At 66.7% G+C, this 294-nt stretch carries 1 pseudogene; it reads right to left on the bottom strand.

Going from position 1 to position 294, the window contains the following annotated elements:
* Positions 1–294 (bottom strand): annotated as a pseudogene (locus tag EXE42_RS17650) (TrmB family transcriptional regulator); the annotation flags it as partial.

Genomic DNA, 294 nt, shown 5'->3' with positions numbered 1-294 from the left:
CCCCGCCACGAACGAGGGGTTCTCCGTGACTGCGGCCTGTCGGTGGTGGTTCGGCACTTCCTCCTGTTCAACCATCAGGAGTCCCTGCCCGGATTCGTACGACAGATCCGGATCGACGAACGTGCCGCGCCAAGGCAGCACGCGGTCGCTGACTCGCACGCTGACCGACGGGTACTCGTCGGCGAGCGTTTCGCGAATTTCCGCCTGCCGCTGTCGGTTCTCCGTCGAGAGCGAGTCGGGGTGGAGGAGTAGCACGTCAACGTCCACGCCGCGGTCGACCGCGTCCCGGATCGC

The organism is Halorubrum sp. SP3 (assembly GCF_005435195.1).
Taxonomy (GTDB): Archaea; Halobacteriota; Halobacteria; order Halobacteriales; family Haloferacaceae; genus Halorubrum; species Halorubrum sodomense.
The sequence above is the reverse complement of the archived record's forward strand: the minus strand, read 5'-3'. Positions and strand labels throughout refer to the sequence as shown.